This window comes from Actinoplanes sp. NPDC048988, from assembly GCF_043197815.1.
Taxonomy (GTDB): domain Bacteria; phylum Actinomycetota; class Actinomycetes; order Mycobacteriales; family Micromonosporaceae; genus Actinoplanes.
On sequence record NZ_JBICTW010000002.1, the window covers coordinates 609,984 to 625,877 of the forward strand.

Here is a 15,894-nt window from a genome sequence, read left to right on the forward strand (position 1 = left end):
AGCCTCAGCCGTGGTAGAAGTGCCGCGTCCCGGTCAGGTAGACCGTCATGCCGGCCTTTTCGGCGGCCTCGATGACGAGGTTGTCGCGGATCGAGCCGCCCGGCTGGACGACCGCCTTGACGCCGGCCGCGATCAGCACCTCGAGCCCGTCCGGGAACGGGAAGAAGGCGTCGGAGGCGGCGAAGCTGCCCTTGGCCCGGTCGGCGCCGGCCCGGTTGACCGCGAGGTGGGCCGAGTCGACCCGGTTGACCTGGCCCATGCCGACGCCGACGGTGGCGCCGTCCTTGGCCAGCAGGATCGCGTTGCTCTTGACGCTGCGGATCGCGCGCCAGGCGAACGCCAGGTCGGCCAGATCGTCGGCGGACAGCGCGGCGCCGGTCGCGAGCTCCCAGTGGGCCGGGTCGTCGCCGTCGGCGTCGATGCGGTCGGGCTGCTGCACGAGGGCGCCGCCGCCGATCAGCTTGACCTCGGCCGCGGCCGGGTTCCAGGCCGGGGCGACCAGCACGCGCAGCTTCTTCTTGCCCTTGAAGATCTCGAGGGCGCCGGCCTCGTACGACGGCGCCACGATCACCTCGGTGAAGATGCCGTCGAGCTGCTTGGCCATCGCCTCGGTGACCTCGCGGTTGACCGCGATGACGCCACCGAACGCCGAGACCGGGTCGCAGTCGTTGGCCTTGCGGTGCGCCTCGGCCACGTCGGCGCCGATGGCGATACCGCACGGGTTGGCGTGCTTGATGATCGCCACGCAGGGCTCGGTGAAGTCGTTGGCGCTGCGCCAGGCGGCGTCCGCGTCGACGTAGTTGTTGAACGAGAGCTCGCCGCCGTGCACGAGCTCGGCCTGGGCCAGGCCCGCCGGGGCGCCCGGGTCGAGGTAGAGCGCGGCCTGCTGGTGCGGGTTCTCGCCGTACCGCAGGGTGTTCTGCTTCTTCAGCGCGAGCCCGGTGAACTCCGGCCAGCCGGTCTCGCCGACCAGGGTCGTCGCGGTCCAGTTGGCCACCGCCACGTCGTACTCCGCGATGTCGGCGAAAGCCCGCGCCGCCAGCGCCTTGCGCTGCGGCAGGGTGAAACCGCCGGCTTCCAGGGCCGTCACGATCAGGGGGTACGCCTCGACGGCGGTCACGACCGCGACCGACGGGTGGTTCTTGGCGGCGGAACGGACCATGGCCGGGCCGCCGATGTCGATCTGCTCCACGCACTCGTCGACGCTCGCGCCCGAGGCCACCGTCTGGGTGAACGGGTAGAGGTTGCTGACGAGCAGGTCGAACGGCTCGATCTCGAACTCGGACAGCTGCTCGGCGTGCGAGGGCAGGCGCAGGTCGGCGAGCAGGCCCGCGTGTACGCGCGGGTGCAGCGTCTTGACCCGGCCGTCCAGGCACTCGGGGAAACCGGTCAGCTCCTCGACCCGGGTCACCGGCACACCGGCGCCCTCGACGGTCGAGGCGGTCGAACCGGTGGAGACGATCTGTACCCCGGCCGCGTGCAGCGCCTGGGCGAGCTCGACCAGCCCGGTCTTGTCGTACACGCTCAGCAGCGCGCGACGGATCGGGCGGCGCCCCTCGGCAGTCGAACTCATGGAATGCGTACCTTCCTGTCCTGGATGGTCCAGCCCTCACGAACCAGGCGGCCGACCCACTCGACGAGCTGGGCCCGCTCGGCCACTTTGATGCGCTCGGTCAGCGTTTCCTCGGTGTCGCCGTCGAGCACGGGCACCGCGACCTGGGCGATGATCGGGCCGGTGTCGACACCGGCGTCGACGAAGAAGAGGGTCGCCCCGGCGATCTTGACGCCGTAGGCGAGCGCGTCGCGCGGGCCGTGGATGCCGGGGAACGACGGCAGCAGCGCGTTGTGCGTGTTGATGTAGCGGTCGCCGAACGCGGCCAGGAACGCCGGGCCGACCAGCTTGAGGAAGCCGGCGGAGACGACCAGGTCGGGCTTGAACTCGGCGACGTGGCTGGTGAGGGCCGCGTCCCAGTCGTCGCGCGTCTCGTACGCCTTCACCGAGTCGACGAAGGTCGGCACGCCCGCGGCGGCCGCGTGGTCGAGGCCGGCGATGCCGTCACGGTCGGCGCCCACGGCGACGACCTGCGCGCCGTAGGCGGGATCGGCGGTGGCCTCGAGCAGAGCCTGCAGGTTGCTGCCCGAACCGGAGACGAGGACGACCAGGCGGGCGGGCGCGGGGTCGGTCACCCGAGGAGCCTATCGCCGCGGTTCGCGACGGCCGACAACGGGTAGTGCCAGCGGCACACATAACCGCTGATCATCGGTTACGCTGCCGATTCTCAGGAATGCGAATTCGTCGCTTGCCAGCGCCATCTGTGACACTGGAGGACGCGTGACAACCCCACCCCCCTACTACGGCCCCCCGGCCGGTGACCCGGTCGGCCCGCCGGCCGGCAACCAGAACACCCAGGGTCTCGTCGGCATGATCCTCGGGATCGTGGCGATCCCGCTGGTCTGCTGCGTATATCTCGGTATCCCGCTCGGCATCGCCGCCGCCATCGTGAGCTGGCTCGGCCTGCAGAAGGCGAACGCGGGCCGCGCCACCAACCGCAGCCAGGCCCTGACCGGCCTGATCTGCGGCGCCGTGGCCGCCGTGCTCGGCATCGGTCTGCTGATCTGGGCGCTGACCGCCGGTCAGAACATCAACTGGGAAGACCTTCAGAACAGGAACAACTGACGGTCGTACGGAAGGGGGCGCCCACCGGGCGCCCCCTTTCTCATGCTTGCGACTTCTTGAAGCGGCGCCCGGCGGCCGCGCCGATCGCCGCCGAGACACCGACCACGGCGGTGGCGACCAGCCCGACCTGCCAGGCGTCGGGCCCGATGGTGGCCATCCGGCCGTCGCCCAGCGGGCCGCCGGAGAGGTCGGCCAGCACGCCCAGCACGATTCCGGCCGCGGGCCCGGCGATCAGGCCACCGCCCAGGAGCAGCGACCACGGGGTGTCGGGGGTCTTCGGCGACGCCGGCGGGCGGGTGGATCCGGGGCGGCGGCGCGGCTCGGGCGGCGCGGCCTGGCCGGCCTCGCGGCAGACGCGCAAGGTGAGCAGCCAGCCGGCGGCCAGGCCGGCCAGCACCGGGATCGACAGCAGCAGCGCGCCGACCGCGCCCATCGGGCCGTTCGGCAGGCCGGCCAGCAGCGGCAGGGTGGGCAGCGGCCCGACGGTCACCTCGGTCAGCCGCACCACCGATCCGGTGCCGAGGGCGAAACCGGGACCGAGCAGGTACGCGGCCGCCCAGACCACGCCGTTCACCCCGTAGGCGAGGCTGACCAGCGTGATGCCGGCCTGCCCGGCCACGCCGGTGCCGTAGGCGGAGATCATGTCGGCCGCCTGCCCGCCGCCGACCGCGACGGCGAGCCCGGTCACCGCGGCCCCGGCGGCGAGGATCAACAGCGCCGCGAGTACGCCCGTACGCAGCCCGTGCCGCAGCACCGCGGGCATGCCACGCGCCCACCGGGCCAGCACCCCGGTCCCGCGCACCGAACCCGCGAACGCGGCCAGGCCGCCCAGGACGAAGAAGTTGATCGCGGCCCGGCCGGGCGTGACCTCGGTGCCGCGCCCGTCGACCACGAGCGCGGCCACCGAGCCGAGCAGCGAATAGGTCAGAGCGATCGCGAACGCGACCGAGAGAGCGTCGCCCGTGGAGCCCGAGCGGCGGGCGCCGACGGCCCGGGTGACGTGCAGGCCGGCGCGCTCGAGCCGCCAGAGGATCAGGGCGGTGAGCAGCAGCGGGGCCAGGCCGAGGGAACCGATCGAGGTGCCGATCGGCACGCCGTGGCCGAGCATCCAGCCGGCCAGGCCGGCGTGCGCGGCGCCGGCCAGGCCGCCGGCGCCCTCCAGGGTGCGGGCCAGGCCGATCACGGCGGCCACGGGCAGGTACGAGATCAGGGCGGCCCAGATCGTGGCGAAGCCGGCGGCCACCGGCAGCGGGGCCCGGCGGACCCGCTCGGCCGGGCGGCGCTGGGTGGGCAGCTTGACGGTCTCGCGGTTGCCGAGCGCCTTGTCGTCGACCAGGACGGTCTTCCGCTCGGCTTCCTCGTCGCGGTCCGGCTGCCCCGGGTCGAACGCCTCGGTGCGGCGCTCGATCGGCTCGGTGTTCTTCCCGACCGGCTCAGCCTGAACCGTCTCGGCGACCTTCGGGTCGTCCGAGTTGCCGGGTCGGTCGGGTGGCGTCGACATCGTGAACTACTTTTCCACGCCGGGGGCGGCCCGGCGCTGCAGATACGGCGGCGCGCCGTCAATCAATTGACGGCGCGCCGACGTGCGTACGAACGAAATCAGCTCATGACCTCGCGCATGAGGCGCGCGGTCTCGCTCGGCGTCTTGCCGACCTTGACGCCCGCGGCCTCGAGCGCGGCCTTCTTGGCGTCGGCCGTGCCGGCCGAGCCCGAGATGATCGCGCCGGCGTGACCCATGGTCTTGCCGGGCGGCGCGGTGAAGCCGGCGATGTAGCCGACGACCGGCTTGGTGACGTTCGCCTTGATGAACTCGGCGGCCCGCTCCTCGGCGTCGCCACCGATCTCACCGATCATGACGATGGCGTCGGTCTCCGGGTCCTCCTGGAACGCCTTGAGCGCGTCGATGTGCGTGGTCCCGATGATCGGGTCGCCACCGATGCCGACGGCGGTCGAGAAGCCGAAGTCGCGCAGCTCGTACATGAGCTGGTAGGTCAGCGTGCCGCTCTTGCTGACCAGCCCGATGCGGCCGCCCGGGGTGATGTCGGCCGGGATGATGCCGGCGTTCGAGGCGCCGGGCGAGGCGATGCCGGGGCAGTTCGGCCCGATGATCCGGGTCTTCTGGCCGCGGTCGATGTTGTACGCCCAGAAGGCGGCCGAGTCCTGCACCGGCACGCCCTCGGTGATCACCACGGCCAGCGGGATCTCGGCGTCGATCGCCTCGATCACGGCCGACTTGGTGAACGCCGGCGGTACGAAGATGACCGACACGTCGGCGCCGGTCTCCTTCATCGCCTCGGCCACGGTCGCGAAGACCGGCAGCTCGGTGCCGTCGAAGTCCACCTTGGTGCCCGCCTTGCGCGGGTTGACACCACCGACCACCTGGGTGCCGGCAGCGAGCATCCGCTTGGTGTGCTTGGAGCCCTCCGAGCCGGTGATGCCCTGGACGATGACCTTCGAGTCCTTGGTAAGCCAGATCGCCATTACGTCACTTCCCCGCAGCCGCGAGCTCGGCGGCGCGCTCGGCCGCTCCGTCCATCGTGTCCACCCGCTCGACCAGCGGGTTGTTCGCTCCGTCGAGGATGGCCCGGCCGGCCTCGGCGTTGTTGCCGTCGAGGCGCACCACGAGCGGCTTGGTGACGGTCTCGCCGCGCTCGGCGAGCAGGGCGAGGGCCTGGATGATGCCGTTCGCGACGGCGTCGCAGGCGGTGATGCCGCCGAAGACGTTGACGAAGACGGACTTCACGGCCGGGTCGCCGAGGACGATCTCGAGGCCGTTCGCCATCACCTGGGCGCTGGCGCCACCGCCGATGTCGAGGAAGTTCGCCGGCTTCACGTTGCCGTGCTTCTCACCCGCGTATGCCACCACGTCGAGGGTGGACATGACCAGGCCGGCGCCGTTACCGATGATGCCGACCTCGCCGTCCAGCTTGACGTAGTTGAGGTTCTTGGCCTTGGCCGCCTGCTCCAGCGGGTCCACCGCGGACTGGTCGACCAGCCCCTCGTGGTCGGGGTGCCGGAACGCCGCGTTCTCGTCCAGGGTGACCTTGGCGTCGAGCGCGAGCACCCGGCCGTCGCCGACCTTGGCCAGCGGGTTGACCTCGACCAGGGTGGCGTCCTCGGCCACGAAGGCCTGCCACAGCTTGACCGCGATGTCGACGACCTGGTCGGCGACCTCGGCCGGGAACTGCGCGGCGGTGACGATCTCGCGGGCCTTGGCCTCGTCGACACCCTTGCTGGCGTCGATGGCGACCTTGGCCACCCGGTCGGGCTGCTCCTCGGCGACCTGCTCGATCTCCATGCCGCCGGCGACGCTGGCGATGCAGAGGAAGGTGCGGTTCGCGCGGTCGAGCAGGTAGGAGAAGTAGTACTCCTCCTTGATGTCGGCCGTCTCGGCCAGCATCACCTTTCCGACCGTGTGGCCCTTGATGTCCATGCCCAGGATGTCGGTGGCGCGGGCCTCGGCCTCGTCCGGCCCGTCGGCCAGCTTGACGCCGCCCGCCTTGCCGCGGCCGCCGACCTTGACCTGCGCCTTGACGACGACCTTGCCACCGAGCCGCTCGGCGATCGCCCGGGCCTCCTGCGGGGTCTCGGCGACGCCGCCGCCCAGCACGGGCAAGCCGTGCCGTTCGAACAGGTCACGCCCCTGATACTCGAACAGGTCCACGTGTCTCCTTTCGCTCGCGACGCCAAGCGCCGGCAAGCCGCACCGTTGCGTCCCGACCTGTGTGCGCGCGGCGAACGGAAGCCGCCGGCGTGAAGAATGTCCGGCCCTGAAGGCCTTCATTCGCAGACTAGCGACCTGAACGGGTACTCCGAAGGCGCGGGTGCGTGGTGTGCAAGACCACACACCCGGGGCGGGAGTGGCCGCTGTTATGAGGACATGCCGGAGTTGCCCGAGGTTCCCCGTAACCGGCTCTTCAGGGCGTCGTTGAGTGTGGTGTCGGAGCGCTACGGCGCACCGGCGCGAAGGCGGCCGATGCCCTGTCGGTCGAGGGGTGGCGGCGGGGCATCGTGCATGAGAGGCCGGACGTGTGAGGGGTGCGTCCGGCCTCTCCCCTTGCCCCCGCTACACTTGCCCCCGCCGCATTTTCCCCTGCTCAGCTCACCGGTGTTGAGACATTGGCGCGTACCCATTCGACGATGGACGCGGTAGTGGCTCCCGGAGTGAAGATGTGCGCGACTCCGAGCTTTTCCAATTCGGCGATGTCGTCGGCCGGAATGATGCCTCCGCCGAATACGACGACATCGGCGGCGTCACGCTCCGCCAGCAGTTCGATTACCCGACGAAACAATGTCATGTGCGCGCCGGACAGAACGGACAAACCGATCGCGTCGGCGTCCTCCTGAATGGCAGTCTCGACGATCTGCTCCGGCGTCTGGTGCAGGCCGGTGTAGACCACTTCCATGCCGGCGTCGCGCAGCGCGCGAGCCACCACTTTGGCGCCGCGGTCGTGCCCGTCCAACCCGGGCTTCGCGACGACGACCCTGATCCGTGCTTGCATCCTGACCCTCCGAGCCACTGACCGCGTTGTCACCTGAACGAACGGTAACCCGCGCCGGGCCCACGGGGTAGCGGCGGTCACATAACCGTGATCACCCGGCGTAGTCGAAAATGTATTCTGCGTCACCTTACTTTGCGCTTCTCAACCAATCACACCGCGTGTGCGAACAGTTCACCAGGGAAAGACCACGAATTCGGACATTCGCTGCGCAATGCGGACCAGGAACTGTCAGCGAATTGGCGCTGCGACTTGTGACACGGCTGGCGTTTGGCTACCGTGGCTCCCGGCTGTCAACCGGATAACACCGATCCGACAGCACGGAAGACCTGGTTCACCGGCAATTAGGTGAGCTCGGGACACCGACGTTTTGCCACCGACGGAGGGTTGTTCGTGCGCCAGCGCTTGTCGTCTGAGCCCGATCGCTATCGCGGCCGACGCCGCGTACCCACCCCTCCCCGCAGCCGCTACGCCGTCGCCGTCACGTCGGCCTTCGTCGGAGCCGGGGTCGTGGCCCTGGGTGCCGCGGCCAACATGCCCGACACCAAGCAGGTCGACACCGAGGTCCTGAAGAGCCTCCAGACGGCCCAGGTCGCCGACGCCGTCGCCGACCGCGCCACCGACGAGGCCGCCGCCTCGCGCAGCGACAGCCGCGACTCGGCCGCCAAGCAGAAGGTCAGCGCCGAGCAGGCCACCGAGGACGTGTGGCTGCTCCCCCTCGACGACTACGTCTTCACCTCGCCCTACGGCGTCCGGTGGGGCAAGCTGCACGCCGGTATCGACCTGACCGCCCCCGAGGGCATGCCGTACAAGTCGGTGCACGCCGGCGAGGTCACCCAGGCCGGATACAACGGCGGCTACGGCTACTCGGTCACCGTCAAGAACGACGACGGCACCGAGGTCATCTACGCGCACTCGCGCCGCGTGCTGGTCAAGACCGGTGACAAGGTCAAGGCCGGTCAGGTGCTCGGCGAGGTCGGCAACACCGGCGCCTCGTACGGCGTGCACCTGCACCTCGAGATCCACGTGAACGGCGCGCCGACCGACCCGATCCCGTACCTGCGCGATCGCGGCGTCGACATCAAGCTTCAGGTCGAGTCGGTGTACGCCGGGCTCGCCGCCGCGTCCTGACCCTTTTCTTCTCGCGGTGCCGCATGGTTGCCGCTCGGTAGGCGTTCCGTTCCCAGTGGCCCGGGTGGCTCAGTGCCCGCCCCGGGGGACCGACAGGCAGATGTCGGTCACCAACTGGGGAGGTCTTGCCGCGTGCCGAATCGAGTCGAGTCCCGCACCGGCGGACGTCACCGCCAGGAGTCGGTCCGCCGGCACGTCGCGCTGCCCTTCGCCCTCGCCAGCCGCCGTACGCGCAACGCGGCCCTGACCGTGATCCTGGGCGTCGCCCTGGCCACCGGTATCACCGGCGGCGTGGCCGCGGCCGCCTCGTCATGGCAGACCACACCGGTCGACGCTCCGATCGCGGCCGCCTCCGACTTCGGCAGCGGCGATCTGGGCAGCGGCGATCTGGGCAGCGGCGATGACTATGTTCCGGGTGAGCCGATCGCCGCGGGCGACATCGCTGCGCAGTCGGCCGGTCAGAAGGAGCGGCCCAAGGTTGTCGCCGCGGCCACTCCCGCCGCGAAAACGGCCGCCGAGCGCGCCGCCGCGTGGGTCAACCCGAACCCGGCGGGCCGGGTGACCTCCTGCTTCGGCCAGCGCTGGGGGCGGCTGCACGCCGGCGTCGACATCGCGGGCCCGCACGGCTCACCCATCCTCGCGGCGGGCGCCGGCGTGGTGGTGCGCGCGGGCGCGGCCGCCGGCTACGGCAACGCGGTGCTCATCGACCACGGCAACGGATACCTCACCCACTACGGGCACATGTCAGTGATCGCGGTCCAGGCCGGCGAGCACGTCGCGCCCGGCCAGCGGATCGGCGACGAGGGCTCCACCGGCCACTCCACCGGCCCGCACCTGCACTTCGAGGTGCACCTGGGTAGCTACAAGAACCCGATCGAGCCCACCCGCTGGCTGCACGAGCACGGCGTACAGCTGCCGGGCTGTTAGATCTTCTCGATCGGGGCGTGCCGCAGCACGAGCCACATCACCTGATCGCCGAAGTCGATCTGGGCCCGGGCGCCGGGACCCTGCCCCTCGACGGTGACGACCCGGCCCAGGCCGTAGCGCTGATGGTTGACCCGGTCGCCGGCCGACACCTTGGGCGCCTGCCGCAGCTCACTCGCTGTCGAAAGCTTGCTGGCGTCGATACCGAGGCGGCTCGCGAGCTGCTGCGCCTTCGGCGTGCCCCCGGCGAAGCCACCACCACGGGACCGGTCGCCACCCGCACGGCCGCCCACCCCGCCGCCCGTACCGGACCAGGAGGTGTAGTTGCCGGCGGTGCGCTCCCAGCGGATCAGCTCGGGCGGAAGCTCGGCCGTGAAGCGCGAGGGCGGGTTGTACTGCGGCTGGCCCCACGCGCCGCGGGTCACCGCGCGGGAGAGGTAGAGCCGCTGGCGGGCGCGCGTGATGCCCACGTAGGCCAGGCGCCGCTCCTCCTCGAGCTCGTTGTTGTCGCCGAGCGCGCGCGTGTGCGGGAAGACGCCGTCCTCGAGACCGGTCAGGAAGACCACCGGGAACTCGAGACCCTTCGCCGTGTGCAGCGTCATCAGCGTGACCACGCCCTGGTGGTCGGGGTCGTCGCTCGGGATCTGGTCGGCGTCGGCCACCAGCGCGACCTGCTCGAGGAAGCCGGCCAGGGTCGCGGCCGGAGCCTCACCCTCCTCGGCGTCCTCGGCCTGAGCCTCGACGCGCTCGGTGTACTCACGGGCGACGCTGACAAGCTCCTGAAGGTTCTCCACCCGGCCCTGGTCCTGCGGGTCGAGGCTTTCCTCGAGCTCGGAGAGCAGGCCGGAACGCTGCAACACCGACTCGAGCACCTCCTCGGGCGGCGCCGTGCGGGACAGCTCGCGCAGGTCGTCGAGGAGCTGGACGAAGTCACCGATGCTGTTGGCGGCGCGGGTCGAGATGCCCGGCGCGTTCTTGGCGTGGCGCAGCGCCTGGCCGAACGAGATGCGGTCGCGGGCCGAGAGCGCCTCGACGCAGGCCTCGGCCCGGTCGCCGATGCCGCGCTTGGGGGTGTTGAGGACGCGGCGGATGCTCACCGTGTCGTCGTCGTTGACCACCGCGCGCAGGTAGCCCAGGGCGTCGCGCACCTCCTTGCGCTCGTAGAAGCGCACTCCGCCGACCACCTTGTACGGCAGGCCGACCCGGATGAACACCTCCTCGAACACACGGGACTGCGCGTTGGTGCGGTAGAAGACGGCGACGTCGCCGGGGCGGGCGTCACCGCGGTCGGTGAGGCGGTCGATCTCGCGGGCCACCCAGTCGGCCTCGGCGTGCTCGGTGTCGGCCACGTAGCCGACGATCTGCTCGCCCTCGCCCTGGTCGCTCCAGAGCCGCTTGGGCTTGCGCGACGTGTTGCGGTCGATCACCGCGTTGGCCGCCGACAGGATCGTCTGGGTGGAGCGGTAGTTCTGCTCCAGCAGGATGGTGCGGGCGTCGGGGTAGTCACGCTCGAACTCGAGGATGTTGCGGATGGTGGCGCCGCGGAACGCGTAGATCGACTGGTCGGCGTCACCCACCACGCACAACTCGCCGGGCGGCACGTCGCCGTCCTTCTCGCCCACCAATGCCTTGACCAGCATGTACTGCGCGTGGTTGGTGTCCTGGTATTCGTCGACGAGCACGTGGCGGAAGCGGCGGCGGTAGGTCTCGACCACGTGCGGGTGCGACTGGAACAGGTGGACCGTGGCCATGATGATGTCGTCGAAGTCGAGCGCGTGGGCCTCACGGAGGCGGCGCTGATAGAGCTCGTACGCCTCGGCGATGGCCCGCTCGTTGGGACCCTTGGCCTTCTCCTTGAACTCCTCGGGCTCGATCAGCTCGTTCTTGAGGTTGGAGACCTGAGCGGCCAGGCCGCGGGCCGTGTACCTCTTCGGGTCGAGGTCGAGCTCGCGCACCACGAGCTGCATGAGCCGGCGCGAGTCGTCGGCGTCGTAGATGGAGAAGGTGCTCTTGAGGCCGGCGTGCTCGTGCTCGGCGCGCAGGATGCGGACGCACGCGGAGTGGAAGGTCGAGACCCACATCAACCGGGCACGGGGCCCGACGAGGGCGGCGACCCGCTCCTTCATCTCACCGGCGGCCTTGTTGGTGAACGTGATCGCGATGATCTCGCCGGGGTGCACGTCGCGCGCTGCCAGCAGATAGGCGATGCGATGGGTCAGCACCCGGGTCTTGCCCGACCCGGCGCCGGCCACGATCAGCAACGGCGACCCGGCGTGGGTCACGGCGTCGCGCTGCGGGCCGTTCAGGCCGGTCAGCAGCGACTCGGGGTCGAGCCCGCGCGGTTTCGGGCGCGGGGGCCTCGGCGCCTCGGGCTCCCGCACAGCGGGCATCGCGAACAGGGCACCGTCGGAGGTTTCAGAGGAAGGTCGCATCGCGGGGGCAAGTCTATGCCGACCCACCGACAAGAATCGCGGTCGTCCACAGCCGCCGGGTTATCCACAGGTTTCGGCGAAGCGGTAGCGCGCACGCCCATCGATGCACCAGGCTGTCGGAGTCGGCCGCCCCTCACCTTGATCCGGAGTTGAGCACTATGGACCGTCTCCGCCATCTCGCCGCCCCGGCCCTGGCGCTCGCCGTCGTCGCCGCCCTGCCGCTGGCCCGGCCGGCCCCCAGCGCCGCCGCGCCGCCGGAGTTCGCCCCGGTCAGCGTCTCGGCCGGCGTAGCCAAGGGCGCGGCCGTCAAGGGACAGTTCCTGAGCTACAACGACTTCCACGGCGCGATCGACCCGCCGAGCGGGAGCGGCGCCGTGGTCAACGCGTCCGGCACGAGCACGCCGGCCGGCGGCGTCGAATACCTCGCGACCTACCTGAAGAAGCTGCGCGCCGAGGCCAAGACCGAGGGCCGCCAGACGCTGACCGTCGGCGCCGGCGACCTGATCGGCGCGTCCCCGCTGGTCAGCGCCGCCTTCCACGACGAACCGACGATCGAGCTGATGAACCAGGTCGGCCTCCAGGTCAGCTCGGTCGGCAACCACGAGTTCGACGAGGGCGTCGACGAGCTGATCCGCCTCCAGCGCGGTGGCTGCCACCCGGTCGACGGCTGCCAGGACGGCGACGGCTTCGGCGGCGCGAAATTCACTTACCTCGCGGCCAACACGATCGACAACAAGACCGGCCTGCCGATCCTCCCGCCGATCGACATCAAGCTGGTCGGCGGCGTGCCGGTCGGCTTCGTCGGCCTGACCCTGGAGGGCACGGCCGGCATCGTCAACCCGGCCGGCATCAAGAACGTGCACTTCGCCGACGAGATCCAGACCGCCAACAAGTGGGGCAACGTGCTCAAGCTGTTCGGCGTGAAGGCGCAGGTGCTGCTGGTGCACGAGGGCGGGTCGCAGGCCACGGCCACCCCGACGCCGGGCGTCTCCGACTGCAACGGCTTCTCCGGGCCGATCGTGCCGATCGTGACCGGGCTCAACCCCGAATTCGGCCTGGTCGTCTCCGGGCACACCCACCGTTTCTACTCGTGCACGCTGCCCAACAAGAAGGGCACGTCGGTGGTGACCAGCGCCGGCACCAACGGCCAGCTGATCACCGACATCGACTACACGCTCGACCGGCGCAGCGGCCGGTTCGCCGAGATCACCGCGAAGAACGTGATCGTCGAGAACGGCGTGGCCGACGGGCAGGGCGGCTGGAAGAAGGACGCGAACGGCGTCTACCTGAAGAACCCCGACACGGTCGACCCGGGCGCCAAGAAGATCGCCGACAAGTACCGCACGGCGGTGGCGCCGATCGCCAACCGGGTCGTCGGCTCGATCACCGGCGACATCACCCGCGCCGCGACGCCGGCCGGCGAGAGCCCGCTCGGCGACGTGATCGCCGACGCCCAGCTGGCATACACGAAGGCGGCCGGGGCGCAGATCGCGCTGATGAACCCGGGCGGCATCCGGGCCGACTTCGACGCCGAGGCGTCGTCCGGCGGTGAGGCCAACGGCCAGGTGACGTACGGCGAAGCGTTCACCGTCCAGCCGTTCAACAACCTGGTGGTGACGCAGACCTTCACCGGCGCCCAGATCAAGACGGTGCTGGAGCAGCAGTTCGCCGGCTTCCAAGGGCAGACGACGAACAAGATCCTCCAGGTGTCGGCCGGCTTCACGTACACGTGGAGCGCGTCGGCCGCCCCCGGGTCGAAGATCTCGAACCTGGCCCTCAACGGCACGCCGATCGACCCCGCCGCCTCCTACCAGGTCACCACGAACGACTTCCTGGCCAACGGCGGTGACGGCTTCGGCGCCCTGACCGCCGGCACCGGCCGCACGACCGCACCGGGCTTCGACATCGACGCCCTGGTCGCCCACCTGGGAGCGGCCCCGGTCTCCCCCGGCCCGGCCAACCGCATCAGCACCACGGCCTGACCCGGGCCACGCGCACGGGATCAGAAGAGCTCGCGGCCACCGCCGCCGTCGGCGGTGGCCGCGAGCTGGGCCGGGCCGGAGTGTTCGGGGGCCAGCTGGTCGATCTGGGCGATGGCGGCCTGGCCCTGGGAGATCAGGCCGCTGATGCTGTGCTGCTGGTCGACGTGTCGTCGGCCAGCTTGCGGACCTCGTCGGCCACCACCGCGAAGCCCTCGCCCGCCTGGCTCGCGCGGGCGGCCTCGATCGTGGCGTTCAGGGTGAGCATGCGGGTCTGGCCGGCGATCTGCGCGATCACGGCGACCATCTCGGCGGCGGCCGGCAGGCTGACGCCGAGCGCCTCGGCCGCCCGGTCGGTGTGCGCCGCGTGCTCGGCCATCTGCTCGGTCGCCTCGTGGGCGGTGGCCGCGCCGGCGTTGATGTTCTGCACCGACTCGCGGACCGTGTCGACCTCGTGGATCGCGTCGCCGAGCTGGTAGGCGATACCACCGATGATCTGCTCCGACTCGGCCTCGACCCGGCGCAGCGTCTCGTCACGCGCCCGCTCCTCGGCCGACTGCTCCTCCTGCCGCCGCGTCTCGGCGCGCTCGCGCTCCACCGCGAGCTCAGCCTCCTGCGCCTCGAAGGCGGCCAGCATGCCGTTGGCCGCCGCACTCAGCGCCCGCAGGTCCGGGTGCGGCGAGTCGGGAAGCCGTCCGCTCAGGTCGCGGGACTCCATGATCCGGTCGGCGGCCTCGCGCAGCGGCCGGACCTGATCGCGGACGCTGCCGCGCACCACCCGGCCGATCGCCGCCTTCAGGACGACCATCATGAGCACGACGGCGATCGCGATCGCGGTCAGCGAGCGGACCGCGGCGGCGTGCACCGGCCGCTCCTCCAGGTTCTCGAACGTCACCGGGACACCGTCCACACCAGTGACCGTCGACTGCACGGCCACCTCGGTGCCGACCACCGCCGTGTGCACCTCCAGCGTGCCGATCAGACTCGACATGTCCTCGTGGCGCACGCTGTCGGCGCGGGGAGCGCCGCGCAGCTGAATTTCGTCGTCGGTGTTGCGGCCGACGAAGCTGAGGCCGCAGGCGTCGAGCGCCCGCAGCATGATCAGCGAGCCGGACGCCGCGCCACCGCCGTCGCGCTTGTAGACGGCCAGGCTGCAGAAGATGGTGGGCGTGCCGGTGACCGAGGTGACCCCGCAGCTCGCCGATCCGGGAGTCGCCGTGGTGTCGGCCATCCGGTTCAGGACCGTCGTGTCACGCAGCTCGTCCGGCAGGCTCTCGTACCCGGCCGGGCCCAGCAACCCGCCGACCGTCCCCTTCCCGTCCCGGCTCACACCCACGATGCCGGACAGCCCGTAGAAGGCCCGCAACTGCTCGGCCGGGAAGTCCGCGGCGAAGCTCCTCTGGTTGCCCGTGGCCACGTCGGTGTACGCGCTGCTCCGCATCGAGTTGGTGATGCCGAAGTCGACCATGCTTCCGGCCCGGTCGCTGAGCGCGACCCGCAGCTCCTCCGCCTCTTTGGTCAGCAACCGCTGCTCGGCGGTGCCGAACGAGCGGAGGGTGATCACCCAGACGGGTACCAGCAGAACCACGAGCATCGTCGCCAGCAGGGCGAGGATGCGCAGCCGGCCCGGCTCCCGCAGCCAGCTCTCCTTCACATGATCACGTTAGGCGGACGTTTGTCCTGGCGAGGGGCGTCCCACGGATCGGGCGCTTTTCTTGCGGACTGGTTGTCGGCGGGGGCATACTCGGCAACGTGATCCAGCAGGCGCGATTTTTCTATGGCAGCGGAAGCCCCGCGGCCGTAGGACGCGTCTGAACGACAGACCTCCATCAAGCCCCGGGCCTCACCGCCCGGGGCTTGATGCTGCCCGGGCCGGGTCGACCGGGGCGCAAGCACCCGAGGAGCACGACATGACCGCCGACGTGGTGGACAACAAGACCGGTGACAGCGCGAACGTGGCCGGCATGGATCTCAAGACCGGCGCGGCCGAGCCGCTGGCCGCGCACGAGATCCGCGCGATGCGCGAGCGGATCGACGAGATCGATCAGGCGATCATCGACCTGTGGCTGGAACGGGCCCGGCTCTCCCAGGAGGTAGGCCGCACCCGGATGGCCAGCGGCGGCACCCGCCTCGTGCTGTCCCGCGAGCGCGAGATCGTCGAGCGCTTCCGCGAGGCCCTGGGCGCCGACGGCGCCCAGGTCGCCCTGATGATCCTGCGCGCGGGCCGCGGGCCCCTCTGACACGCGGCCATC

13 protein-coding genes are annotated in these 15,894 nt (G+C 70.9%); 5 read left to right on the forward strand and 8 right to left on the reverse strand.

All coding sequences use genetic code 11. The features are described from left to right. Positions 1-4: 4 nt before the first annotated feature. Entirely contained in the window at positions 5-1,573 is a 1,569-nt protein-coding gene (purH, locus tag ACGFJ7_RS09905; protein WP_360245296.1) for a bifunctional phosphoribosylaminoimidazolecarboxamide formyltransferase/IMP cyclohydrolase, read from the reverse strand. Continuing rightward, positions 1,570-2,187 (reverse strand): phosphoribosylglycinamide formyltransferase, encoded by a 618-nt coding sequence (gene purN / locus ACGFJ7_RS09910; RefSeq protein ID WP_360245299.1) that lies wholly within the window; start codon positions 2,185-2,187, stop codon positions 1,570-1,572. Before purN ends, purH begins: the two co-directional genes overlap by 4 nt. Positions 2,188-2,332: 145 nt before the next feature. Here purN and ACGFJ7_RS09915 point away from each other — a divergent pair, with 145 nt between their 5' ends. Further along, the gene (locus ACGFJ7_RS09915; RefSeq protein WP_360245302.1) at positions 2,333-2,677 is read left to right on the forward strand and encodes a DUF4190 domain-containing protein; all 345 of its coding nucleotides are present in this window, start codon (positions 2,333-2,335) and stop codon (positions 2,675-2,677) included. A gap of 40 nt (positions 2,678-2,717) precedes the next feature. Here ACGFJ7_RS09915 and ACGFJ7_RS09920 read toward each other — a convergent pair whose 3' ends face one another. The 4 genes from ACGFJ7_RS09920 to ACGFJ7_RS09935 form a co-directional block, all read right to left on the reverse strand. Continuing rightward, positions 2,718-4,178 (reverse strand): DUF6350 family protein, encoded by a 1,461-nt coding sequence (locus ACGFJ7_RS09920; RefSeq protein WP_392641848.1) that lies wholly within the window; start codon positions 4,176-4,178, stop codon positions 2,718-2,720. 98 nt (positions 4,179-4,276) lie between these two features. Further along, entirely contained in the window at positions 4,277-5,158 is an 882-nt protein-coding gene (gene sucD / locus ACGFJ7_RS09925; RefSeq protein WP_360245308.1) for a succinate--CoA ligase subunit alpha, read from the reverse strand. A 4-nt stretch (positions 5,159-5,162) separates the two neighbouring features. Continuing rightward, positions 5,163-6,341 carry an ADP-forming succinate--CoA ligase subunit beta gene (gene sucC / locus ACGFJ7_RS09930; protein WP_392641850.1) on the reverse strand — a complete coding sequence of 393 codons (1,179 nt, stop codon included), beginning with the start codon at positions 6,339-6,341 and terminating at the stop codon, positions 5,163-5,165. A 433-nt stretch (positions 6,342-6,774) separates the two neighbouring features. After that, positions 6,775-7,179: a cobalamin B12-binding domain-containing protein gene (locus ACGFJ7_RS09935; RefSeq protein ID WP_360245314.1), complete on the reverse strand. Its 405-nt coding sequence runs from the start codon at positions 7,177-7,179 to the stop codon at positions 6,775-6,777. A gap of 390 nt (positions 7,180-7,569) precedes the next feature. Here ACGFJ7_RS09935 and ACGFJ7_RS09940 point away from each other — a divergent pair, with 390 nt between their 5' ends. Both ACGFJ7_RS09940 and ACGFJ7_RS09945 read left to right on the forward strand, forming a co-directional pair. Then, on the forward strand, positions 7,570-8,307 hold the full coding sequence (locus tag ACGFJ7_RS09940; protein WP_360245317.1) for a M23 family metallopeptidase: 738 nt from the start codon (positions 7,570-7,572) through the stop codon (positions 8,305-8,307). Between the two features lie 132 nt (positions 8,308-8,439). Beyond that, the gene (locus ACGFJ7_RS09945) at positions 8,440-9,234 is read left to right on the forward strand and encodes a M23 family metallopeptidase (RefSeq protein WP_360245320.1); all 795 of its coding nucleotides are present in this window, start codon (positions 8,440-8,442) and stop codon (positions 9,232-9,234) included. On the opposite strand, the gene pcrA is transcribed toward ACGFJ7_RS09945, so the two are convergent. Then, complete coding sequence (pcrA, locus tag ACGFJ7_RS09950; protein ID WP_392641988.1) at positions 9,231-11,621, reverse strand: DNA helicase PcrA; 2,391 nt, start codon at positions 11,619-11,621, stop codon at positions 9,231-9,233. The two genes, ACGFJ7_RS09945 and pcrA, sit on opposite strands and share 4 nt — an antisense overlap. A 200-nt stretch (positions 11,622-11,821) precedes the next feature. Between pcrA and ACGFJ7_RS09955 the strand changes: the two genes are divergently transcribed. Next, positions 11,822-13,645: a bifunctional metallophosphatase/5'-nucleotidase gene (locus tag ACGFJ7_RS09955; protein WP_392641853.1), complete on the forward strand. Its 1,824-nt coding sequence runs from the start codon at positions 11,822-11,824 to the stop codon at positions 13,643-13,645. A 133-nt stretch (positions 13,646-13,778) separates the two neighbouring features. On the opposite strand, the gene ACGFJ7_RS09960 is transcribed toward ACGFJ7_RS09955, so the two are convergent. Next, positions 13,779-15,296 carry a methyl-accepting chemotaxis protein gene (locus ACGFJ7_RS09960; protein WP_392641855.1) on the reverse strand — a complete coding sequence of 506 codons (1,518 nt, stop codon included), beginning with the start codon at positions 15,294-15,296 and terminating at the stop codon, positions 13,779-13,781. Positions 15,297-15,552: 256 nt separating this feature from the next. On the opposite strand from ACGFJ7_RS09960, the gene ACGFJ7_RS09965 reads away from it, so the two are divergent. Further along, entirely contained in the window at positions 15,553-15,882 is a 330-nt protein-coding gene (locus ACGFJ7_RS09965) for a chorismate mutase (RefSeq protein WP_360245329.1), read from the forward strand. The last annotated feature ends 12 nt before the right edge of the window (positions 15,883-15,894 follow it).

Excerpts from the sequence above, each read along its gene's own strand:
- purH (WP_360245296.1), bottom strand. The coding sequence starts at position 1,573 with ATGAGTTCGACTGCCGAGGGGCGCCGCCCGATCCGTCGCGCGCTGCTG.
- ACGFJ7_RS09920 (WP_392641848.1), bottom strand. The coding sequence starts at position 4,178 with ATGTCGACGCCACCCGACCGACCCGGCAACTCGGACGACCCGAAGGTC.
- sucD (WP_360245308.1), bottom strand. The coding sequence starts at position 5,158 with ATGGCGATCTGGCTTACCAAGGACTCGAAGGTCATCGTCCAGGGCATC.
- ACGFJ7_RS09935 (WP_360245314.1), bottom strand. The coding sequence starts at position 7,179 with ATGCAAGCACGGATCAGGGTCGTCGTCGCGAAGCCCGGGTTGGACGGG.
- pcrA (WP_392641988.1), bottom strand. The coding sequence starts at position 11,621 with ATGCCCGCTGTGCGGGAGCCCGAGGCGCCGAGGCCCCCGCGCCCGAAA.
- ACGFJ7_RS09955 (WP_392641853.1), top strand. The coding sequence starts at position 11,822 with ATGGACCGTCTCCGCCATCTCGCCGCCCCGGCCCTGGCGCTCGCCGTC.
- ACGFJ7_RS09965 (WP_360245329.1), top strand. The coding sequence starts at position 15,553 with ATGACCGCCGACGTGGTGGACAACAAGACCGGTGACAGCGCGAACGTG.